Below are 24,530 nucleotides of genomic sequence, written 5' to 3'. Positions count from 1 at the left end.
GGCTGAGCGATCAGCCTGCTGTTTTTCTTGTTCTGCTAAGTTCGATAGACCATAACTACTGCTCGTTATCTCCCCATGCGATTAAATAATGAATCTTTGAAGTCGTCCATCATAAGCGGACCATTATAGGTAAAACATTTTAAATCAAAGCTTTCAATGACTTCGGATAATAAATCAAAGACTTTAGCATCATTAGTGACTAATTTGGCAGGCAAGAGCTTAACGGTCTCCAGCAGCTCTACCATTTTTTCGGGAACAATAAAAGGAGCTTCTTGCTGCTCGAACAGGTTCATCGAAATAATTTGATTGGAGTCCTGATCAATAACGGCAAAGATCATAGGATAATAGGGTCTGCCCTTATCATCTACAGGCGTAGGCATGAAGAAACAACTGACTTCCCAGGAGCTGCTTGTTTTTTTGACCGTTTTCTTCAGCTTGGCGAGCTGTAGCTCGTTAAGAACGAAAGGAGTCTCGATGTCGGGTTCCTTCTTGTCCTCTTCCGGTACCAACCATTCGCTATTCCATTGCAGGCTTCCGTCTTCTTGAGCAGTTGCTATACGAGTGAGCAGCTTCTCGCCCTGAGGCTGGATATAGCTGTAAGCATCTTCAGGCGCAGAAAGGGCGACTTGGATGACCTGTTCCAAAGCTGCTGTCAAGAAAAGAACATCTTCAGCTTTCTCAAGAATCCAAGGATAATAACCGGGTTCATGAATTTTGAAGGCAGGCCAGGCACTGCGTCCGCGATATTTTAAACCAAGCGATTTGATTTGTTTATACTCTTCAGGATGCAAGTCCTCGCGGTCATCGAAGGAGAGCATGAGACAATGCTGAACAAACAGAGGATCGTCGTGCAATTCTCCTTCCAGCATGGCATGAATGGTATCTAAACCTCTTTTGCCTAAATAAAGAGCCAAACCAAATAGCTGGCCCCCAGCACCCATAATGCAGCAATAGCCGGTTTTGCCAGTGTATGGGTCTTTGACAGCGAAAATATCGCTATCTTCAAACACGTTCCAAGGTGCGGCTACTTTAAATGCGTTTGCCGCTTCATATAAGTTTTTCCATTGCTCTTGTGTGGGCTGCATGTTAATCCTCCAATTTATATTTGTTTATTGAAAGTTGTATATGGATAAAAATGAAAATCTCATTTTCTGAAAAAACATTTATTTTATTGATTTTTTGATTAGATTACAGTAATTTTAAAAGTTGAAAATAAACAAAAAATAAAGAAGGGTAATTATTCGTTAAGTGTGCATAGATGCATGATATAACAGGAATTTGTTGAATGCTAATCGTTATAGTTTTTGCCATAGATGGACATTTTATAATTAACCAAGAAGAAACGATTTTGCCGTCCTCTGTCGAGGTTGGCGATTCGTTTCTCGCAGAAATATAAGGCTGCTTTGTGGTGTGAAACAGATAAAGTCTTATATTTCAAAAAAAACGTGACAAACTTGTTACGAAATTCGATTCTGACTTGCGTCAGGAGCCACAAAAAGCTAACATATAGTATTATAGGTTACGTGCGAAAAAAGGAGGTCCCTTCATGTTTTTGGCAGAAGAAGCAGTTCAAGAAGCAAGTAAAATCGGTACTTTCGATTGGTTCATGCTTGCCTTTACCGTACTGATTGCAATCGGGTTTGTGCGACTATTGACCGCTCGCCCGAAGAAAAACATTTTTGCGATCGGTTTCACTTTCGTTTCACTTGCATTGTTTTTGTTGATCGACTTTATTATGATCACGCAGGTTTGGTTAGCTTAGTATCTAATGTAACAAAACAAAGGCGTACTGGACAAGTCCAGTACGCCTTTGTTTTGTTTAGAAGGATTAAACCCACCACATCTCGCCTAGCGGCTCGCGGATCAGAATTTGCTGTAGGTTCTGTACGGCCTTCGTGAAGCCCTCATCTACCGACATCAAGCCGTCTTCATGCTCAATACTGACCACGTAGTCATAACCAACAAGGCGAAGCGCACTGAGGATGTCAGCCCAAGTTTTCAAGTCATGGCCATAACCGACAGTACGGAACTGCCAAGCACGATCAAGCATAAGCGCGTATGATTGCATATCCGTTACGCCATGGTGATTGACGTTAATCGGATCGATTGTTGTATCCTTCGCATGGAAGTGATGAATTGCTCCGGCACGGCCAAGAATATGTACCGCTTGTACCGGATCAATTCCTTGCCACCACATGTGGCTTGGATCAAGATTGGCACCGATTGCATTACCAGCCGCTTCACGCAGGCGAAGCAAGGTAGCTGGACTGTGAACGGAGAAGCCGCCATGCAGCTCAAGGCCGATTTTGACGCCACCTTCCGTAGCTAGTTTTCCAATCTCAGACCAATATGGAATAACTTTTTCTTCCCATTGCCATTTCAGGATATCCTGGAAATCATTCGGCCATGGAGCAACCGGCCAGTTCGGGTATTTTGCATCCTCATGGTCGCCTGGGCAGCCAGAGAATGTATTTACAACGGATACCTCAAGACGGTTGGCGAGCTCAATCGTTTTGCGAATAACCGCATCATGGTCAGAAGAAATAGCTTTCTGCGGGTGAAGCGGATTGCCATGGCAGCTAAGTGCGCTGATCATTAGTCCGCGTGATTCTACTGCATGCTTAAACGCTTTCAGTTTGCCCTCGTCCGCAAGCAATGCATCCACATCACAGTGTGCGTTGCCCGGGTATCCACCCGTGCCGATTTCAATTGCATCCAGACCTTTGGAAGCGATGTAGTCGAGTGCTTCCTCGAATGGTTTTTGTGCAAAAAGAACGCTAAATACGCCTAATTTCATTTGTCCTTTTACCTCCCGAATCCATCGAAATGGATTGAATTAGTAGTCCCACATAGTATACCACTTTCATAATCAGAACACATAACCGAAACGACAATTGACAAAATCGCATAATAACTAAGCAAAACGGGCATAGTCCAGCCTCGAAGTTCCAAAAGTATCTATATCTTTTTGCCTAATAATCTAGCTAATTTTCATTGTCGTTTATTGGAAAATATGCTATGTTACGAGGGGATTGTTAAATAGAGAAAGCAGCGTCAAATCGGGGCAAAACCGGCGTTTGCGCAGAGAAGGATAGGGAGAGTGGGTTCATGAGAAGTAGCATGCTTAGGGTTTGCAGCTTTATCGCGATTGGAGCGATTATAGCGGCTGGAACTGCGTGGGCTGCCGGCACAGGAGGAACAGGCACGCATGCTTTAAGTGCGACAAAGATTAACGGTGAAGTTTATGTCAAGGCCAGTTCGCTTACGAGTGCGCTTGGCGGCACGGGCACGTTCGACTCCAAGACCAATACATACGCGTACACAACTGCAGATATTCCATCAGTAATCAAGAAGGTGTCTCCTTCTGTCGTAGCGATCATAGGCAAGCCGAAGGATGTAGGCTCCGCTGATCCTAGATACGCCCTAGCTCATGGAACAGGCGTCATCATTCGAGCAGATGGCTGGATTGTAACCAATGCGCATGTCGTGGAGGACATGACGAATTTAGTCGTGGTTACTGCAGACGGCAAAAAATATGATGCTGAGCGGACACATTATGATGAACCAAGTGATTTGGCACTGGTCAAAATAAAAGCAACGAAGCTCCCTATAGCAAAGTTAGCGGCTACCCCGCTTAATGTGCAAGTAGGCGAAACGGTTGTAGCGATTGGAACTCCGGTTTCCTTCTCTCTTCGCAATACAGCGACTAGCGGTATCTTAAGCGGTATGAATCGCAGTATTTCCTCAGCCTACAAACTGCTTCAGACAGACGCAGCCATCAATCCAGGAAACAGCGGTGGGCCGCTCGTGAATATGAAGGGCGAGGTCATTGGCATTAATTCTTTGAAATTCGTAGAAGTTGGGGTCGACAATCTTGGATTTTCCATTCCTGCGGATACAGTACAGTATGTGACGAATCATTTTTTCAAATACGGGCATGTGAAGCGCGCTTCACTGGGATTAAGCCTGGAGGAAAGCTGGTCGGCCTTAATCGGCATCCCGACTTCTGATCCTCTTACCGTGAAAACGGTGCAGTCGGCATCTGCCCAAAAATTAGGGATCAAAAACGGCGATTTGCTTTATAAGGTTGCGGGTAAGCAGGTATCTACCATCGTAGAGCTGAATGAACTGTTGAAAGCTTATTTGCCGGGCCAACAGGTTGAGGTCATGCTGCAAATGGATGGCGATCTCGTGACGAAGAAGTTGACGCTGGTAGAAGGATAGGCAGTAGAAGCATGAGAATGAATTAGCAATTATCTGACATTAGAGGAGCAATTATAAATGAAAAGATTTTTAACGATGCTGCTGCCGTTACTGCTGGTATTGGCGATGCTGCCAATGGCGGTGTTTGCCGCAGATGCAGACAATAAGGTAGAGGTTCGTTTGAAGGCGGGCAGCACGACAGTCAAAATCAATGGCAAGGCTTCGACGGTAGAAGCTCCATTTGTGAGCAGCGGCACGACGATGGTTCCTTTGAAAGTCATTACCAATGCGTTTGGCGCAGGCCTTAAATTGGAAAATGGGAATGTGATTACCTTAACGTACAATGATCGAAAGGTTGTTTTAACGTTTGGCAGCAAAACGGTCAAAATCAACGGAGCTGCGAAGACGGTTGCTATCGCTCCTGTCGTTGTTAAAGGCTCCACAATGGTTCCGCTCCGCGTAATCGTGGAAGCTTTCGGCGCTAAGATTTCCAACGATGGTGCGACAAAAGAAACGGTCATTATTGGTGTTCGGGCTCAATCCTCAGGCACAGGCGGTACTTCGATCGACTCCGACTATGGTAAAACGAAAATCGGCGATAGCTACTATGGATGGACATTAAACTACCCGGCTGGTCTCGTTCAAGTTGCACAAAGCGACAGCGGAGATTATGTAAGCTGGGCGGATACCGCAGACGCTTCTAAAGTGGCTGCACAGGTGAATGTCTTCACGGAGCTTGTCGGCGACGATGAGCTTACAGTTGAAGAGCAGCGTGATCTGCTGTATAGCTATTACGATGGCGATGAAATTACAGTGGACAAGCGTACGATTACAGTAGGCGGCCAGCAATTCGAAAAAGTTGTCTCTTACACGAAACAAAGCAAAATGTATTATGAATATCGCGGTATCCAAAAAGGGGATAAATACTTTATTGTCCTCGTTGGCGTGAAAGGCTCAGACAAGTCTGTTCTTAGCAGCTACGATGTTTTGTTGAACAGCTTTACGCCTTCGTTTAATGTGTCCGACAAAACCGTAAAAAATATTACGAAGGTCCAAGATGGCATGATTACGTTTAAGGATGCTGATTATGGATTCTCCGTTAAACTGCCGGCGGGATGGTATGATGATTCTGACGGCTCGACGCCAGCATTTGCAAACAAAACGGATTCCTTCTTGTTCTCCTTTGGATCGCTTTTGGCTGGAGATACACTTGAAGGCTGGGCAGTACGCCATGAGAAAAATCTTCGCGAAGAGTTCGTCAGCTCCAATATTCGCAATGTAGCTACAGCACCGGTCACCCTGAAGAACGGGAAAGCATTAAGTCTTTCTTATGATATTTCATATGGCGAAGACTATTGGATCACTTTTAATGAAATTGCTTTTATTTCTGGGGAGTACCGGTATTCATTGGTTTACCTTCATCCGGCATCGAACAGCTCCAAAAGCAAAGAGACGTTAAAGCAAGTTATTGCTTCGGTAACGATTGATACGGCGTATATTGAGAAAAACTTTGGCGTAGTGGATGATCAGTTGGATCTTATCGACCGCAGCAAAAAATTAACGAAACGCAGTTCTACTTACGGCTACTCCATCGAGATGCCAGCTTTCTGGACAGGCGAGCAAAATAACTTTAATGAAGACGGCGTGTATTATACGTTTAATGCTGGCGAGTTCGAGGCATATGAATCTGCTGATACGGCTGCAGATATAGCTTCTAAAGCGACTCAGCTTGCCACCGAGCCCCAAGCTATTTCTGAAGGGGTTACGATCAAAGAAAATACGACGATAACGATCAATGGGAAAACGGCGCGCAAGGTAGTGCTGCATGCAGCTAAGCCAAAAGGAATGCTGCCGTATTCGGAGATTCTCTACTTGTTTGATACAGCAGATGGTTCAATGGTGTTTTATTTCTCCCTTGATGATGTCCACGCAACGGAAAGCAATTTGAAGCTAATTAACGATGTGGCACAGTCGATTCGTTTTAGTTAATTGAGATTTTGAATGGAAGACCGGTTCCCGATAGAGGAACCGGTCTTTTTTTTGTAAATCTGCCCTATTTTGCGCGATGCCAGTATTGTGTAGTGGTATAGATGACCGGGGTTTGTTAAGATAGTAGCAACAGGTTTCAAGAATGAGAGGAATGGATTGTTATTATGACTGACACAATAATAAGATCGGACATAGAGCTGCTGGCTCCGGCCGGCGATTGGGATTGTATGCGGGCGGCTGTGGCTAACGGCGCCGATGCGATATTTTTTGGAGTGGAGAAATTTAATGCGCGTGCCCGGGCGAACAACTTCCGCAGCGAAGAGCTTCCGGAAATTATGGCTTTTCTGCATACGTACGGCGTAAAGGGCTTTCTGACGTTTAACATTCTCGTGTTTGAGGACGAGCTGAGAGACGCGCAGAAGCTGATTGAAATGTGTATCGATGCGGGCGTGGACGCGGTTATCGTGCAGGATTTGGGACTGGTGAAGCTGATCCGCGAGCTGTCGCCGGATTTCCCGATTCATGGTTCGACGCAAATGACGATAACGTCGCCGGAGGCGGTTGAATTTACGAAGCCGTTCGGGCTGGAGCGCGTAGTGCTCGGCCGCGAGAACAATTTGAAGCAAATTCGCACGATCGGCGAGCAGGCGAAGCTGCCGATGGAAGTATTCGTGCACGGGGCATTATGCGTATCGTATTCCGGACAGTGCCTGACGTCGGAAATGTGGGGCGGACGCTCCGCGAACCGCGGCGAATGCGCGCAGGCTTGCCGCTTGCCGTATGATCTGATGGTTGACGGGGAGATCCAGCCGATGGGCGACATCGCCTATTTGCTGTCGCCGAAGGATTTGGCGGCGATCGATATCGTGCCGGAGCTGATCCAAGCCGGCGTGAAGTCGTTTAAAATCGAAGGGCGGCTGAAGAGCCCGGAGTATGTTGCGAATGTCGTGAGCAAGTATCGGCGCGCGATCGATAAATATTTTGACGGCGACTTGTCGAAGCCGTCGGCGGAGGATGTGCGTGAGCTGCAGCAAAGCTTCTCGCGCGGCTTCACGCATGGTTTCCTGTCGGGAACGAACAACAAGATGCTCGTTGAGGGCACGTTCCCGAAAAGCCGCGGCGTCTACCTCGGCCGCGTGGAGCGCGTGATGCGCGATGCGGTTTCCTTGCGGATCGACGCGCCTCTGAAGCGCGGCGACGGCATTGTGTTTGACGCCGGCGACCCGACGAAGAAGGAAGAGGGCGGACGCGTGTACGATATTCGCCGCCAGGGCGTGAAGATTGAGGGCGAAGCGCAGGAAGGCACGCTGATCGAGCTTGTAGCAGGACGCAATGATGTTGACTTGCGCAAGGTGCATGTGGGCGACCGCGTCTGGAAAACAAGCGATCCGGCGCTGGATAAGCGTCTGAGAGCCACGTTTGAAACGGAAAAGCCATACCGCGTGTTCCCGCTGCATGTACGAGTAACTGGTGCGCTGGGCCAGCCTATGCGTACTTGGTGGACGGATGTACAAAAAGGCACGACCGTTGAGGTTGCCACGGAGCTCGAGCTTGAGCAAGCGCAGAAGCGTCCGATGGATGCGGCGCTGCTGGAGGATCAATTGGGCCGTTTGGGCGGTACGGTGTATCAGCTCGAGAAAATGGAGGTTGAACTTCAGGGCGATCTGATCGTCCCGATCCGCGAGCTGAATCGTTTGCGCCGCGAAGCGGTAGAGCTGCTTGCGGGCGAGCGTCCAAAGCCGCCGGTATATGTGAAGAATCCAGTCGCTTCGCGCGAAAATCTCTTCCAGGCTGACTCGGCTACGAAGGACATTTTGGCACCGCAAAGCGGCAAGGACGCGAACCTGATCGCCTTGTGCCGCAGCTTGGAGCAAGTGCAGGCAGCCGTAACAACGGATGTATCCTATGTCTATGCTGACTTTGAATTCATTAAGCAGTTCCCTGCTGCAGTGGCTGCGGCCCGTGAGGCGGGCAAGCCGATTGCACTGGCAACGCCGCGCATTCATATGCCGGGCGAGAACGGCTACCATGCGAATATTTTGAAGCTGCAGCCGGATGCGGTACTCGTGCGGAACACAGGAGCTCTTTATTATTACCTGCGCGCTCGTGCAGCTAACCCGGACAAGCCGTTCCCAAAATTGATCGGTGACTTCTCGCTGAATGTAGCCAATCACAAAGCAGTGAACTTGTTCACGGAGGTTGGGCTTGATCTGATTACGCCTTCGTATGACCTGAACATTCAGCAGATGGTCGATTTGCTGGAAAACTCGGATACGTCGATGCTGGAGATGGTCATCCATCAGCATTTGCCGATGTTCCATACGGAGCACTGCGTATATTGCACCTTTATGAGTGAAGGAACCGACTTCACCAACTGCGGCCGTCCGTGCGAGGAGCAGCGCGCTTCCTTGCAGGACCGGATCGGCATGGCGCACCCCGTGCGCGTAGATGAGGGCTGCCGCAACACCGTATATAATGCGATTGAGCAATCAGGCGCAGAGTATATCCGCAATTTTGTCGGCTATGGCGTCTCTAACTTCCGTGTAGAGTTTTTGGAAGAAACGCCGGAGAAGGTGCTTGAGGTATTGGGTCTATACCGCGACGCGCTGGATGGACGCATCAGCGGCACGCAGGTTTGGCGCAGCCTGAAAGCGATCAATCAGCTAGGCGTTACCCGTGGTCAACTAGTCAAGAAATAGGATAGATTTGACGTGAAAAAGGTATGCCGCTCTCCTATTCGTAGGAGGGCGGCATTTTTCTATTTGATGGCCGGCGCAGGACAGGTTTGACACGCGATGGGCGCTGGCATAGCATAGAGGGATAGCGCAATTATGCGACATTCGATTTTGGCGAAAAAGCGAGGTTTGGTCATTGATGAGTGAGGTTTGGTTTTCGGGCTGGCGGCATGTGTTTAAGCTTGACCCCGAGCGTGAAATAACCGATGAAGCACTGGATCTGATATGCAATTCAGGGACGGATGCGATTATCGTGGGCGGCTCCAGCGGAGTGACTTTTGAGAATACTGTTGATCTCATGGCACGGATTCGCAGATATGCGGTAGACTGTGCGCTGGAGGTATCGACGCTGGAAGGGGCAGTTCCTGGCTTCGATGGATATTTTGTGCCGCTCGTTCTGAATACGGATAAGGCGGAATGGATTACCGGACGGCAAACCGCTGGACTGCTCGAATACGGCTCGTTTGTTCCATGGGAAGAGACAGCGGCGCAGGGATACATTATTTTGAATGGCGAGGCGACGGCCGCAAAGGTAACCGATGCACATACGGAGCTGACAGAAGCAGAATTGATCGCTCATGTGCGGATGGCTGACCGGCTGATGCGCCTGCCTGTTATTTATTTGGAATACAGCGGCCGTTTCGGCGATATGCAGCTTGTGAAGCGAGCACGGGCAACAGCCGTTCAAGCTAGATTATTTTACGGCGGCGGCATTGATAGTGCGGACAAAGCTCGCCAAGCGGCGGAATCAGCTCATACGGTTGTGGTCGGAAATGTGATTTATAGCGATTTGGAAGCGGCTCTTAGTACGGTTGCGGCTGTGAAGGGAATATGAAGGATGTATTGTGAGCGCTGCAAAGCCGAATGAGCAGTGGATAAGTTGAAAATAAAAAGGCATGAGCTAGGTACAGTACCGAATTCATGCCTATCGGCTAGCAAAATAAACTGTCTAACTTTAGGTGGTCACTTCATCTCATGTGGCTTGTGAAATTTAAGACGAAGGTAGATTCATATTATTCATCAAAAGATTATGACAAAATGAATATCAAGCTTAATATAATAAGAACCATGCCAATCATTCTATACACATAAATCGTTTTGACCGATATGAATTTCTGTTTATCGTATTTTTCCATTGGTCCTGCATTACCGTCCATATTATCTAAGTTAAACCACCCAATCTTTGAAAATGTTCTTGGAAAAAACAACAGTAGTAATCCAAGAAGAAAAAATATAATCCAATTCATAATATGGCGTCACTCCCGCAAATTTATTTCCACCTGCTCGAACGTGTATAGGCTACGAAGTTAATAATCAATCGTCTACGATAACTTTTTAGTATTCCGTCCGCTCTTTGTTTTTATTACATTCTTGAGTCTAATGATCAACAAAATTTGAGCAATGATACAGGAAATAATCCCGATCACAATGACAACTGTGGAGAACGCTGATAACCAATACTGTTCTTCGGGAAGGCTTAAGTCATTTTTGTAAATATACAATGAAAATACAAAATAGCTCAGGATATGGCCTAAGACTATGACTAGTATGACGAATATAAAACCTAGAAAAAAGAACCGTTTTCCGGCTTCAAGAAAGAACTTATAATTGAGATAAGAAATAAAACATGGCAAAATTAAAATCTCGACAATGAAGTAGATTATAGTATGCATGGCTGGATCTATCCATGATGTAGCGAATGCTACTGCCCAATAAACGAGAACCATGCACAAATTTTTTTGTAATAAAACCTTTAGCTTAAACTCCCCGTGAGTTAAACGATTTTTCAAACGAATATTCCCCTTTACTATGTCTGATTAGACAAATTATATTTATTACCAGGCCTCCCATCCAGACCCCTGCAATCATGATTAAACCTAAGAATATGGAGATATATGCTCCGATTTTATATAAATAAATGATGTCTTTTGTGGGTTCCTTCTGATGTTTTGAGCTTGAGGATGTTTTGACCATGAATTCAGGAAATAAAATAGTTAAAATCCCCGATCCGCAAAATATGACAAAGAAGAACCGGGACATTATGATTCTATCCGACATTACATTGCCTCCTTTTAATTGTTACATGCCCTTTTTATCTGCAAATATATCATAAGTTAATTGTACAGTTTTGGATATACTGGATGCTTTTTGATTTTTATAGATTAATAAGAAATCCAGTTGTGATAGGGCTTTCTTTTTTAAAATATAGGAAAGTATATCCTTTCTCTATATTTCTCGGAATGAAACACGCTGCGCCGCCAGAGGACGGCGTCAGCCGTTTCACCTTGTTTGCTCAGGTTTCTGAGTGAAAGGGGACTAAAGACCCCATTCTGCTCAGAATTTGCACAGAGCTATTTGGTACACTTTCATAGGATGTCGATTAATGACGGAATTGAGAATTTATTGCTGATTTATAGCGATCTACAGGTATGCTCGTTTCGTTTAAAACGAAAGTGAAGCAGGGCAGTATGCTGGGTAACAGAGCTGGATTACAGAGAGGAGTCATAAGTTTATGCACGTAAATCGAAAGGCTTTCAGAAGCATGGCAACGATGATCATTATTGCTATGCTTGGGACGATGCTGCAGGGCTTTAGTGCAGAAAAAGTGGAGGCGGCGGCACCCGCGGATTTGGAAGTTGTTTTTGGTGCTGGTACGCACATAGGTAATTTAACCTATGAAGCGGATAATTCGTTTGTGAATATTTATGCGAATACGCCGGGGTTTAAACAAACGAAAACCGATGCGGATTCTCAAATTGATTGGGGTACTGGAGATATATACACAGGCAAAGGAGATCGTAAAACCGAAGTTAGATTTGAAATTAATATTGCTGACAATCCTAGATTAAGAGAGCTTGCCGAAAGTGGAGAAGCTGAAGTTGTGGTGGGATGGAATCGACTGGTCTATTATGAAGGGTCATTTCTAGGCATACCCACTTGGACACGTACATCATGGGCACGTTTTGATCTGGATGGGGAGCTGTTGTTACTCGGGGATGCTAACGGCAGTGATGTCGGCCCAAGATCAGCGTCGAAGATCATTAAAAAGACTTCCAAGCTTGAGATTAGCGTCTACGGCGAGGGAGACGATGATGGAGACCTTACCGGCGCCAGAGGCTTGTACATAAAGTTCCAGGATAAAAAACGACCTGAGATGACGAGTTATATTTTCACAGGAAATGGTGCTGAACGCCAGAACGATACTATTAATCAACGCGAATTGTACGTTAAGCAGGACGAGAAATTGACGCTCAACTATCAGTTTACTGAGCCAGTTAAGCCTACTGCGTTGAACTCGGCGTATTATGAGCATTTCTTGCGTCATCCGCTATTTGCTAATCCAAACGGAACAGGGCTGCCGGCAGCGGGACAGACGCAATATTTAGAAAACAAAACATACACGGCTAATAATCTAAATACATATCAAAAAAACATTAAGTATGAATATACAGGCGTAAAATACCATAACAGCGGAAATTTGCCGCTAGAGCCGCTGATTACGGGTACTTCAACAAGCGGTGTGCCACTTAACCAGACGATGGAAGAGAAAATTAGGGGGGCTGTACTGGCAGATACTGCGGGGAACGTCGCCATTACTGATTTTCCGAATATAGCCAGTGACGCCAGTAATCCATATTTGAAAGGGAAAGTGGTGAATCCCTTTGATTACAACAACGGCGGCTATCGCATCATCGTTGACGCAGTCGCACCTAAATATACGAAGACCGGCAACGGAATACAGCCGGAAATCGTGACAGGCGTTACGCTGAACAAAAACGATACGGTTGACTTCACGATGCAAATGACCGAGGAAGCGATCGTGAAGATAGGCTTGGATGTGAAGAAGACCTTTATTCTTTTTAACACGGGAATGAAGGCGTATTACGTATCGGGCAGCAACACGAAAAATTGGATTTTCCGTGCTAACATTACGGATGAAAAGTTTATGGAAACGCCGCTGTTGAAAGCAATAGCCGTCTCGAATGATGGTAAAGGAGATGACTCCGATATCAATGTCATTCAGGATTATGCTGGGAATCTTCTTATCCAGCCGGCCAACTATGATGGCATCCATATTGATGGCGATGAATCACTGGTCAATTCCAAGATTGATTGGGCACGGCTTGCGATTGACAATAAAGCGCCGATTATTGACTACCATTACGAAGTAGGTGGAGCCACTAATCAGACTTATCAGAAAAACGGGAAAATTACGATTGATGCTAACGACCCATCTGTGTTGATTCCGGCGCTTGATCCGGTTGTCGAAGAGCGCGGTCAAGAAAGACCAAGCCGCGGGATCTATCGCCCCTCCAACAATACAGGCGCAGGTTCGCCATCTGTTGGACTAGTCTATTACGTTTGGACCCAATCACCAAATGATCCTTTTGCGGCGGAGGCTGCGGATCAATACGCTGCGATCAAGCGTTACTCTTTATCGGCAAAGCAGCCGAGTGAAGAGCTATATCCAGGGAAGTATACGGACCTTTCCCTCCAGGTCGTTAATAACAAAACCAACATGCTCGCTCCTCCTTCTGAAGCGCTAACTTCTGAAAACAGCGGAGATTGGTACTTGCATACCTGGACAGCAGATATGACATGGGACAGTGCCAGAGAGCTGATGCAGTACAAGAAGAAAGCGGATTACGTCATTAAGCATGCAGAGCAGTATGAAGCTTGGAAACAGGAGCTAACTAGCGGTTCAGATGCTGACAGAACTTTTTATGCAGATAACAAAGCACTAGCTGCTGTTGGTGACTACGGAAATATCAACTCGTGGGAATTGAAAGACTTTACACATGAAGATTCCAACTGGAACTATAATTCAACACTCATCAAGCTGGATAACCGCAAGCCGGCCGTTTTGATCAATGAAATTAATGGAGACAACACGTTTAATGTTCAGCTTAGCGCCAAAATATCAGATGATCATAGCGGGGTTAAGAAAACCTCTTATCAATGGGTGCTGGATGGCAAGCAGCCCAAAGAAATTAACTGGAAAACCGCTGCTCTTACAGGCGATAAGCTTAGTGTTTCCAGTCTGAACGAAGTGGAAGAGGATGGCGTCTACCACTTGTACATCAAGGTTGTTGACCAAGCGGGGAATGAGCTCGTTACCTCTACAGCAACACCGGTAACGGTTAATTCGAAAGAGAAGGTACTCTCTGAGTTTTCTCCTCCTGCTGATACGAATTATGTAAAAAGCCATGACGTAATCTTCAACATCAGCGGCGTTACGCCAGATACCGTTGGGTATGTGATAAGCGCTAATGCAACACGACCAGTAAATAATGCTGACTTCACAGCATTGAATGTATCCGGAGGCGGAAGCATAACTGCTGGTTTCGATTATCTTGTTCCAGTCAATACGGATGTGAACGGACAGCGTTATATCCATATGATGGCGAAAGCGGGAGACCGTTATTATTATTTCTCGAAAGCCTATTATTTTGATAATCAGGCGCCAACCATCGGATTTAGCAAAAATGGAGTCACCTATCCGCTTGAATCGCATAAGGTAACGGTTTCGGTCAGCGAATCCTATAGCGAAACTGGATTGGTGAAGAAATACCAATGGGTGAAGCTTGGCAAAGCGGCCCCTGATGCAGATTCGCCAGACTGGTTGGAGCTGCCGGATGACGGGGCAATTGTATTGGACAGCAAGGAGCTGGAGGATGGCGAAATTGCGGATTACCGATTGTATGTGTATGCAATTGACGGTGCCGGCAACAGCACGATCAAGAGCACGGTAGGAACCTTCAAGGTTTCCAAAAACGCAGGAGCGGAAATTCCGCCCGCACCGTCGCACTCCGATTTAATCTATTTGTACGGTGATGATACCGATGGTTATACAGCGATTTTGAAGCTGACTCTCGACACAGAAGACAAGAAAGGCTATGAATATTCCATTTCCGCGGACAATGGAGCCAGCTGGAACAAATGGCGGTCATTCACGAGCTTTGTATCCGTGAAGGTAGATTCCGATCATGCTTCTGCGCTGCCGATTCAAGTGAAATACAGAACCTCAGGCGGAGCGGTCAGCGATCCTCAGAAGATCAACATTGAGACGCTATCGACGATTGAGCCGGTTTATGCGCTTACCACACTGAGCACAACAAGGCCCATTAGCCCAGTTACTGGTATCAACATTGAGGTTTCAGCGCCGCTTGGCATTAAAGTCGTTCCAACGGACATGAATCCGTCTATACCGGAGCGTACTGGTAATACGTTCAAAGTGAAGGAGAACGGTTTCTATACATTCGATCTTACAGATGTGAATGACGGAGAACGCAAGGATACCTTATATGTCGTTATTAATAATATTGACGGAACACCGCCGGAAGGCAGTATCGAATATATGATTACCGCCCAAACGAAAAGCAATGTAACGGTAAGGCTGGATACCTCGGAGCCTGTACAAGTAACAAACAATGAAGGCAGAGGCGCTTATACCTTTACGGATAATGGGTCCTTCACCTTTGAGTTTAAGGATGAAGCGGGCAATACGGGTGCAGCAACAGCAGTTGTCAACAATATAGACAGAGAGAGCCCTAAAGTAAGCCTGATACGGTCTTATGCCTATGGCAAAGACGGAGCAAAGACATTCGGTACCATTCAAGATGCGAATGGCAATATCCTATTCTCTTCCGGCGTAACGTTGTCGGTAGAGGCAGAGTCAGGGGAAACAAAAGAAATCAAAATCGTTAATGGGAAAGATGTAGTCACGTTGCAAAGCAATGGCATTCAAACGTTTGTCGTTTCCGATCTGCTTGGCAATACGAAGGTGTTGACCGCGGAGATTGACAATATCATTGCAGCGCCGCCTCAAGTGGAGAGCATGACGTATACGTATGTTGATGAGGACGGACAACCCTTGCCGCAAAACAAAATCGTTACTATTGACGGCAAGACGTATGCGAATGGAAACATGCTAGTCACGTTAAGTGGTCATACGACTGCTCCGAATAAAGTATTTTCGGGCGTTGTGCCCATCGCGCAAAATGGCAGCTATATCAATCAAATCAGCGGTGATGATGGCAGCTTTAACTATTCCAGAACGTACACGGCCAATGGTTCAACGACGATAGCAGTTACTGATCTGCTTGGCAACGTGAATAAAGTAGCGGTGACTGTTGATGGAATTGATAATAAAGCACCTGAGCTTGTATTGAAACGCGCTTCAGCAGCAGTGGTTCAGAATAAAAAGGATTTCAACTTCGCCGTTGATTTAGGCGGTTTTACCGTTTCAGACAACGTATCGAAGCCTGAAAACATTAAGGTATCGATCAGCACGTTGGACCTAACCAAAACAGGGCGTCAGCCAATTACTTACACAGCTGTAGATGAAGTAGGCAATACGGTTTCTGCTGTACAGAATGTGTATGTGGTCAAAGACGGAGGAATCCTGATCTTTGCGAATGACATGCTGATTTCTTCATCTGCAGGAGAGACAGCCTTGTTTGACCGCAGCACGCTGACCTTCAGCATTTCCGGTTACAACTTTATGAACGTTGGCGGCAAGGATCAGGTGAATGAGCTGGGTACCTATGATTTGCTCTATCAGCCAGGTCTCTATCGTGAAGGCCAAATGAAATATATTGCGAGCAAGATTACGTATAAGGAACTCATTAGCGGTCAATTTAAAGTGACCTTCCCTGGCGCAGGCTGGTATACCATTATTGTGAGAAACCAGGAGCGCGAGCGGGAATTTGCTACATTCTTCATTTCGAAGGCGCAGTAATTGATCCGCAGACCAAGTATCGGCCGTGCGTTTAGCACGGCTGGTTCTCGGCCTGCTGCTCTGTTGGCGTATTGAAATAATGCGAATACTAGATTTGGTCAGACGACAGGAGGCATTTAGGTGAGAGTAGCTAGAAAAAGCGGCATATTCATGCTCGCCTTGTTATTATTCATAGCTTCAAACTATTCAGGCATGGAAGCCGTTGCAGCAGCAGTAAGCAGCCCCAACACAACCGTGCTTCAGAATGATTTTATTAAAATTACAGTAGATAATAGCACGGGGCGCTTTGGGATTCGTACGGTAGAGGGACAGCCGGTGCGCAAGAAGGATCAGAACGTCGACATGCTCTTCCGCGGCGATGATCCGGAAACCTCGTTTACGACGTTCAAAATTGACGGCACGGATTATATTTTCGGTAATCCATATAAGTTTGCTGCGAATTTTTTCTCGGAGACGACAACACCGAAGATTATTCAAAATATTAACGGTACCAAGCAGATTGAAACGGTCTGGAAAATTAAAGGGGTAGAGATCAAGCAAATCTTGATGCTTTATACCGATAGTGCAGACATGCAAAATGCTGGTAATGTCAACATCCGGTATGAGGTGGTTAACAAGAGCGGTGCGGAAGTCGCGCTCGGCAGCCGGATTTTGCTGGATACGATGGTAGGCGGCAATGATGGCCCGCAGTTTCAGATTGGAACGGCCTACAAATCGCCACTGTTAGTAGAGAGGAAGCTTGTACATGATCCGGGGAAGTTAGGTATTCCGGAAGGTGAACAGCCTTTTTATAAAATACCAGCCTATTGGGTGATGAGGGACAAGCTGGAGCTAGACAACCCGCTCGCCACGAATGTAATGGCTTATGGTTTCAATAATATTGCGGAAGCCAACATCAACATCATTGATGAAATGGTGGTAGCTCACTGGAATAATCTCTCTAATACAAAGTGGGATTACACTCCGAATCCGAATTTGGATTTTACAAGAGATACGAATGACTACGGAACGGCAGATTCGGCAGTAGCCTTCTACTGGAACCCGAAGAAACTGGCGAAGCAAGCAACGCAAACCTTCGAAACGATCTATGGGCTGGGTGAAATCGTAGCGCCGGATAAGGTATTCTCGATTCGCTACATGGACCCTGTGCAGCAGCTTGCTACAATGTCCGATGGTAGTAATTACGTCGATGAAGGTGTATTTGAAATAACAGCCGAGATTGAAAATTTGGCGATGTACGACATGGAGCATACTCAGCTTGACGTTTCTATGACGCTGCAAAGTGGATTGAGTTTTGTGAAACTCGATAAATTCGGGAAAATTGAGCGGGATAAAAACAATAAGATTGAAACGGAGCCGTCACGGAAATTTGTGAAGGAGCCGATGAAAAAGACTCCTTCGCCGGAAGAAGCGGAAGAAGGTATAGTACCTAAATATCAACCAGGCGATACGGAGACGGTTACTTTTGTTGTACAAGCCAAAGGCAGACCATGGCCAACGACAAGAGAGTATATGCTCACGGTAAAAAGTCCGGAAACCCAGCTAGCTTTTGAGAAAAAAACAGGTACAGTCATTGAAAGGGATGAAAAGGGAAAAGAGAAAGAGGAAAATGTAGACCAGGACCTCCGGGCGCAATACGAGTCTACGAAGAAAAACTTTATCTTGCTGCCTCCAATTGGCGAAGCGGTGCCGACGTATGTCTATGCGATCTCGCCTTCCGAGCTGTACAGCACGGATGTGAAGTACATGACGGTAAACCTCTCTAATATTGAGGCTTACAACACGGGCAATGAGACCATCGCCCCGAATTTTGATGTTTATCTCAAAGAAAAAGTTACGGGTAACCGCTACAAGGTGGATACGCAAGATTCAGTCATTTTGCAGCCGGGAGCTGATGGTTTCGCTGGAGACATGCGTATTACGTACCGGGGCGGCGACCTTGTGGACGATAAGGGCAATGTAATAGATCCCGATTTGGGACCTGAGCTGCCGCTCGGCGAATATCAGGTTCAAATTGATTTTAAAGGCGATACCGGCGGCGATGAGGAAATCGCGGCGATGTACGACATTACGACAAATCAAACCTTCCTTGTAACAGATAATGAGGAAACACGTATTAGGGAAGCAAATATTTTGGCGGTTTATAAGCAAGAGGTGGATTTGAGCTTCGTAACGGCTAACGTAAGCGGAGCTTTGCTAGATTCTATTAATGAAGCTTTTCCGGGAGAGCCCTTTAAATCCGGTACGGATCTTTATACGGCAGTAACGGAATATAAAAAAGCGAAAACGATTGTGGGCATGGCGAGTAAAGCAAGCGATCCTGAGTTTGATTTGGGAGAGTATTTGGATCCGAAATCATTAAAGGAAGTAGCTGCTTACCAGTACCAGCTTTTTGAATCAGAGGAAGCGCTGGAAGAGTTTTTCGGTGAAGAGGATGGACCCGAGCAGCTGGTTGTCATTCGGGGTATGATCAAGCAGGTCGGTACGGGTGATGAGCAGCAGATTGTTGTGGATACGAAGACGGAGCCGGCAATTATTAACGAAGCCGTTGCTTATACAGGCAAAAACATCGTTTTAGTTCCAGGCAAGTTGGATCTTGGCCTGTTCACCAAGCAGTCTAATAATAACAACAACGTTAATGATACGCCATTTTTCGATACGCTAGTCGTTAAAGGCGACGGTATTTTGAGCGTAGCGAACAGCGGATTTGTATTTCATCAAGGGGAATGGACATTAGACTTCTATAACGGCTTCAATAAGTCGCTAGGCGAAGGCTACTTTGTCAATGACGAGGAAATGCCGGATAGCGAAGATAATGAAGAAGATGATAGTGAGAATGGATCGCTCGATTGGGCGGTTGGTGGTCTAGGAGATGCGGTTAACCCGCTTCGCAGGCTCATGATTGAGACGGTTTACTTCAACAAGCATAGCTTGTTTGCAGCGCCGAGCTTCTCCATTGAAGGCTTCGGGCTCTCTTTTAATGATTTTATTTTGAGACAGGGAGGCGTTTCGTTCGGGGGCGCGATTTCGTTGAAAATCGTTGATGCAGAGATGCGCAACGTTGTCTTTAACGACAAAGGCTTTGTCGGTATTGATACTGCGCTGAAGTTCAGCCTGGATAAGGATATGGGCTTGTTCGGAGCTAAAAAAGACGGCGCTGAGGATGATGAAGGCTCATCGGCAAGCGGAAGAATCAACATTGTCCATATGGTTCAGCAGGTAGAGGATGTTGAAAATCAATACGGCCTTCAGTTTAAAGCTGATCTCAAGGGCATGGTCGATGTTGAGCTTGAGCTGTCCTTTAAGAAGGTTGCAGACGGCCGGGTTTTGCCGGATGTAATCGCATTTGGAACAAGCTTGCCTGAACCAGGTGTTCTCATTACGGGAGCCACCTATTTAACTGCAATTCGCGGTGCGGTTCGTGAGCTTGCAGATACGATTGCAGGCGGTTCGAAAAAAGATCCTTTCCCGCTTGTTGTGCAGGCGGGTGTCAGCTTGAAATTTGGTATTACGCCAGCTTATTTCTTTGGCGATATCGACCTGACCGTGAAGCGAACAGGCATCAAGGTTGAAGGGAAGATGGATTACTCTTCCAAAGCTGAGCCGGATGACGACGATCTTATTCCAATGCTGACCAGAGCGATGATTGAAGCGCAATGGGTGACGCCATGGTTTGTAAGGATGGAGGCCGAGGTTGATATTGGCGGCTGGGAGGTCATTGTCGGCAAAGCGGGCATTTTTGTTGGCCAAAACCTGGAAAAAAACCGCATTGATTTCGAAGGCTTTATCGGAGCAAGGGTTCAAATTCCAAGCAGTGTGCCTGTCGTTGGCGGCATGCCGCTGGCAAGCGTGTTTATGGGCGTAAATAATGACAAGCTGTGGGGAAGCGTAGGCATTCTGTTCATTTCCCTTGGCATTACCTACTATTGGGGCGGTGGCGTTGAATTCGGCACCTCGGGCGAAAATCTTCCAGAGGGCTTCATTCATATGGTTGTCGAGGACCCTGAGAAAGGTCCGCGTTTAATGGTTATTGGACAAGGTGTTGAGACGCTGGCCACTTCGTGGCTGGATACGGAGAAAGCGATACAGGAAATTACGTACCGCAAAGTATCGGAAGGCGTAAGCGTGCTGGATAACGGCCCAATGGGCGTGGGTATCGGCGGAATCGTTGTGAAAAACAGCGGCAGAACGCATGAAATTCCGCTAGGCGGCGTAACGGGCAATGCCATGATTGAAGTGGAATACACGTCGAAGGAAACCCCAAGCTTTACACTTAAGGATTCCAAAGGCAAGCTTTACCCGGTTGTCTTCGACAACACGAATACTAATCCGAATGCGAATGCATTCGTTCAGCATATCCCGGCAAATCAATCTGTGGATGGCGTAGATTCGAAAAAAGCGTACATCATTATCCCGCAGGACCGCGCAGCGGCAGGCGGAACTTGGACACTAGCTTCCGTGTCGGCGGTGGAGAGCAGATTGCTTAACATTCCGACAACGCCGGAGCTGACGGATGTTAGCTTGAAGAAGAGCAATACGGACGCCAATGCTTTTACAGGAGCGTGGAATGTCACGAATGCGCATGCAGGCGATACGATCAGCTTGTACCTGACAGAAAATGCAGTGGCAGATGCTAAATCCGCCAAGGCGGGTTCCGATGCCATCTTGGAGCCGGGCGAGCCGGGTCTGTTGATTGCGAAGGATATTCCTGTCAGCCAAAATGGCAGCAAAACAGGGAATAAAACGAGCGGCAGCATGACGCTTGACGTCACGAAAGTATCGATGCTTGGTGATGTCGAGGATATCCGCGGCTTATTGCAGCAAGGGAACTACTACTTGCGTGCGGAGCTGAAATCGGACGATGCCTTCGGTACGAAGACATCTGCGGAGCGCTTTGAAATCATTGATCCGCTTGCACCGCAGCCAGTCAGCGATGTAGCGATTAAGCCAGCCGGCAATGGACTGTTCTCCTTGTCGTTCAAGCCAGGTAAGAAAAAAGCTGGTCATGAGAACTACGAGCATAGCTATGCTTTGGAAGCATTGAAAGAGCGCGGCGGAGCACTTGAATCTTATCCGGAATTCGGCGAGATTCTGTTTACGGAAACCGAGCTTGCTCCTTACTGGAATGCGAAGACAGGCAGCTATGAAGGCATTCTTGTTGGCGGCTGGGCCGCAACATCTACATCGGATGCGATAAGTACAGATAGTCTCGTACCAATCGATGCTGCGCAGGCTCCCGTGACCTACACAGGTCTTGAGGTCGGCAAGGATTACGTCATTTCGGTATCTGCGGTGACGAAGCCAACCAAGGACGCGGACAAAAATGAAAACTATCATTTTGCTGGAAAAGTGAATAGCGCATTGAAATTCCTGCCGGTTCCTTCCAAGCCGAAGCTTGGAGTGAGCACGACAGCTGGAACGCTGGACACATCGAAGGTATATATGGAGCTGCTTACTAATCAGCTTGAACAAACGATTAATCTAACGGCCAATCAAAATGATGTTGAAATCGAGGCGTTCTATGCCGACAAATCGATTGGCAAAACAAGCTTGAAAAACAGCGGGTCAGGCAGCAACGGTACGTTAACCTTTGATCAGTTTAAGACTGACGGGGCTTATGCAATTGAACTAGTAGCAACGAATAAGGTTACGCAGGACGTTTCGGTAACAATGCTGTACCTGACTGTCGACACCATTGCTCCCGTTATCTACATCGATGAGCCGATTACTGGGGCTAGATCAAGCGGCGGAAACATAGAGGTAGCTGGAACGACGACAAAGGACACAAATCTTTCCGTTAACGGAACCAAGCTTGCAGTGGCAGATGACGGAACATTCAGCGGCACGGTGCCTGTTACGGGCAACGAAGCGACTGTCCCGCTCCATTTTATCGCTAAAGATAAAGCCGGCAACGAAAACTCAGCATCTGTTGTGGTTACCAATGCTTCTTTCCAAGTGCCTTCAGCACTGGTGTTGAAGCCGATAGGCGACATAAAGCCGGGCGACAGTATAGCAGTTAAAGCGGTCCTCAAGTATGCCAAAGGGAAGGACGATTCTGGGAAGCCGAAGTTTGAGGAAAAAGATATTCCGAAAGCTGATCTGAGCCGTCTGAGCTTCTCTGTAGGCATGGGAGACTCGGTTCGCATATCGGAGACTGGCGTTATAACTGGCCTTGATGTCGGAGCCAGCCGGATTGAAGCGGAATATCAGCTGACTGAGGATGTATCGCTTAAGGCAATGGCAGCCGCGACGGTTGAATGGCCGGAGCAAACCAGCCTAAGAACGATAACGGCAACCTTGTCTGCTATTAGCGGCAATAACGCTATGACTTTGGCAACGATTGGCTCCGCAGGAGACATGACGGGCCAGCAATTGGTTTATAAAGTGTATCCGGAAGGCAGCGGCTCTTTTGTACTTCCAACGTTTGGAGCAGAGATCAGCGATTGGTCTTATTTCCCTCAGAATGGGCAAATTGCTGCAAAAGCTGGAGAAACGATCGTCATTGCGGCTAGAGCTTCCTCTACGAAGAAAGCGACTGCACTATCGGCTAAACTGGCAGCGAGGGTTTGGTCGGCGAGCAGCGGAGGCAGTGGCGGCGGTGGTGGCGGTGCAATTGGAGGCGGCGAGCTTCCAGAAGGACCAGCTGAAATCATCGTCAACGGCAAGAAGCTTGAAGTCACGCGCGAGGATGGCGGGGTAGTGCTTCCAATTACGGATGAGGATCTACAGGCAGCTGGTGATGGCGACATCACGATTACTTCTGAAGATGCTACGATCACAAGTTATACCTTCCGTATGGATAAAGCTAATGCTCAAAAAGCTGCAACCGCGAAGAAGGGGATAAGCATCAAATTACCGATAGCAGAATTGGTCATTACTCCTGCTATGCTGGATGGTTTAAAGGAAGACATGGTGGTATCCATCGGGGCTAACAGCGAAGCAGGGAAAACAGCTTCAGTCAATCTCGCTAAGGAGCTTGGCGCTACCTTGCTTGGAGATGGCAAAGGCGTGACGATCACGACTAATCTGCCGGAAACCAGCTGGAGCAAATATGTGCCCATTCATGTACCGGTGCCGAATGGCATTCAAGCGAAAGCGATCACAGCCGTCGTTCTGCAAAGCGCGGACGGAAGCTGGACAACGGTTCCTTGGAAGCTTGCTGGTACAAGCTCAGCGCCGATCCTTGATATTCAATTGACAGGTGAAGGCAAGCTGATCTTCCTTAGCAGCACCAATACGTTTAACGATGTGAAAGCCGGCTATTGGGGGCAGAAGGGCATCAACGATGCAGCTTCCAAGCTGTTTGTACTTGGCAAGGGCAATGGTCGCTTTGAGCCGGAGAGCACAGTAACGAGAGCGGAATATCCAACGATTCTGCTTCGCGTAGCGGGACTCATGAACAAAACGGCTAGCGATAGCTTTACAGATGTGAAATCTGGTGCTTGGTATGAGCGAAGCGTGGCGATTGCAGCGAAACTTGGTATTGTAAATGGCCATGCAGACGGCAGCTATGCTCCATCGGCAACATTGAATCGTATTGAAGCGATGACGATGGTCGGCAGATTGCTGACATCACTTGGCCTAGGCGGAGAACTCAGCGCTGAGGAAGTCGAGCAAGTTTTACAAGCTTTCAATGACAAAGATTCCATTCCGGCATGGGCTAGGCAATCGGTTGCTTTGACCGTTAAGCACGGCATCATTCTTGGAGACAATAATAACGTCAATCCGACGAAATCGCTGACCAGAGCACAGGCTGCGGCGATATCGACAAGACTTGACGAATTTATTACAAATCGTTAATAGCAGGTGCTGCCCACATAAGTCGCATAGACCTATGTGGGCACCTTTGCGACATCCTACGG

Annotated in this window: 10 protein-coding genes; 7 read left to right on the top strand and 3 right to left on the bottom strand. The window is 47.1% G+C overall.

Annotated features, from left to right (window positions below):
• Positions 1-65 precede the first annotated feature (65 nt).
• Complete coding sequence (locus tag E0496_RS34580; RefSeq protein ID WP_141506438.1) at positions 66-1,085, bottom strand: DUF7309 domain-containing protein; 1,020 nt, start codon at positions 1,083-1,085, stop codon at positions 66-68.
• 461 nt (positions 1,086-1,546) lie between these two features.
• On the opposite strand from E0496_RS34580, the gene E0496_RS34575 reads away from it, so the two are divergent.
• Positions 1,547-1,762 (top strand): hypothetical protein, encoded by a 216-nt coding sequence (locus E0496_RS34575; RefSeq protein WP_139996993.1) that lies wholly within the window; start codon positions 1,547-1,549, stop codon positions 1,760-1,762.
• Between the two features lie 66 nt (positions 1,763-1,828).
• On the opposite strand, the gene E0496_RS34570 is transcribed toward E0496_RS34575, so the two are convergent.
• Positions 1,829-2,797 carry a sugar phosphate isomerase/epimerase family protein gene (locus tag E0496_RS34570; RefSeq protein WP_141506437.1) on the bottom strand — a complete coding sequence of 323 codons (969 nt, stop codon included), beginning with the start codon at positions 2,795-2,797 and terminating at the stop codon, positions 1,829-1,831.
• Positions 2,798-3,108: 311 nt separating this feature from the next.
• Here E0496_RS34570 and E0496_RS34565 point away from each other — a divergent pair, with 311 nt between their 5' ends.
• The 4 genes from E0496_RS34565 (at position 3,109) to pcrB (ending at position 9,762) form a co-directional block, all read left to right on the top strand.
• Positions 3,109-4,224, top strand: coding sequence for a S1C family serine protease (locus tag E0496_RS34565; protein WP_141506436.1), 1,116 nt, complete (start codon positions 3,109-3,111; stop codon positions 4,222-4,224).
• Between the two features lie 57 nt (positions 4,225-4,281).
• Positions 4,282-6,192 (top strand): stalk domain-containing protein, encoded by a 1,911-nt coding sequence (locus E0496_RS34560; protein ID WP_141506435.1) that lies wholly within the window; start codon positions 4,282-4,284, stop codon positions 6,190-6,192.
• Between the two features lie 164 nt (positions 6,193-6,356).
• Positions 6,357-8,891 (top strand): U32 family peptidase, encoded by a 2,535-nt coding sequence (locus tag E0496_RS34555; protein ID WP_141506434.1) that lies wholly within the window; start codon positions 6,357-6,359, stop codon positions 8,889-8,891.
• A gap of 175 nt (positions 8,892-9,066) precedes the next feature.
• The gene (pcrB, locus tag E0496_RS34550) at positions 9,067-9,762 is read left to right on the top strand and encodes a heptaprenylglyceryl phosphate synthase (RefSeq protein ID WP_141506433.1); all 696 of its coding nucleotides are present in this window, start codon (positions 9,067-9,069) and stop codon (positions 9,760-9,762) included.
• Between the two features lie 923 nt (positions 9,763-10,685).
• Here pcrB and E0496_RS37320 read toward each other — a convergent pair.
• Positions 10,686-10,967, bottom strand: a complete 282-nt coding sequence (locus E0496_RS37320) for a DUF6199 family natural product biosynthesis protein (protein ID WP_479680883.1) — start codon at positions 10,965-10,967, stop codon at positions 10,686-10,688.
• Positions 10,968-11,439: 472 nt separating this feature from the next.
• Between E0496_RS37320 and E0496_RS34545 the strand changes: the two genes are divergently transcribed.
• The gene (locus tag E0496_RS34545; protein WP_141506432.1) at positions 11,440-16,668 is read left to right on the top strand and encodes a hypothetical protein; all 5,229 of its coding nucleotides are present in this window, start codon (positions 11,440-11,442) and stop codon (positions 16,666-16,668) included.
• 120 nt (positions 16,669-16,788) lie between these two features.
• Complete coding sequence (locus E0496_RS34540; protein WP_141506431.1) at positions 16,789-24,468, top strand: S-layer homology domain-containing protein; 7,680 nt, start codon at positions 16,789-16,791, stop codon at positions 24,466-24,468.
• The last annotated feature ends 62 nt before the right edge of the window (positions 24,469-24,530 follow it).

The sequence above is a fragment of the Paenibacillus luteus genome (genome assembly GCF_006542765.1).
GTDB classification, from domain to species: Bacteria; Bacillota; Bacilli; order Paenibacillales; family Paenibacillaceae; genus Pristimantibacillus; species Pristimantibacillus luteus.
The sequence above is the reverse complement of the archived record's forward strand: the minus strand, read 5'-3'. Positions and strand labels throughout refer to the sequence as shown.